The sequence below is a fragment of the Dysosmobacter sp. HCP28S3_G4 genome, from assembly GCF_052065175.1.
Classification (GTDB): Bacteria; Bacillota; Clostridia; order Oscillospirales; family Oscillospiraceae; genus Oscillibacter.
Genome location: NZ_JBQHUP010000135.1, coordinates 1 through 322 on the forward strand (window position 1 = coordinate 1; position 322 = coordinate 322).

A 322-nucleotide genomic window follows, 5' to 3' on the forward strand; every position below is an offset into this window, starting at 1 on the left:
TTTCGGAAATTGTAATCGTTACCCATCTATACGATGTTCCACAATTAAATTTACGCTTGTCACGCCTCTCAGCGTGACAACCTCTCTGTTGCCTTACTTGCTTGTCATACACTGTTCAGTTTTCAAGGTGCAAACCCACTTACAGAACATATGCCCTGTAAATTAAACAACGAAATCTGAAAGCTCCGACGGCTGACCAGGATGTTACAATCACATCTTTCAGTGATTGAGGTCTCCTTAGAAAGGAGGTGATCCAGCCGCTCGTTCTCGAACGGCTACCTTGTTACGACTTCACCCCAATTATCGAACCCACCTTCGGCCG

The 322-nt window shown here is 45.3% G+C and carries 1 rRNA gene; it reads right to left on the bottom strand.

What is annotated here, in order from left to right:
- Positions 1-241: 241 nt before the first annotated feature.
- Positions 242-322: ribosomal RNA gene (locus ACTNBU_RS12805) — 16S ribosomal RNA — on the bottom strand; the annotation flags it as partial.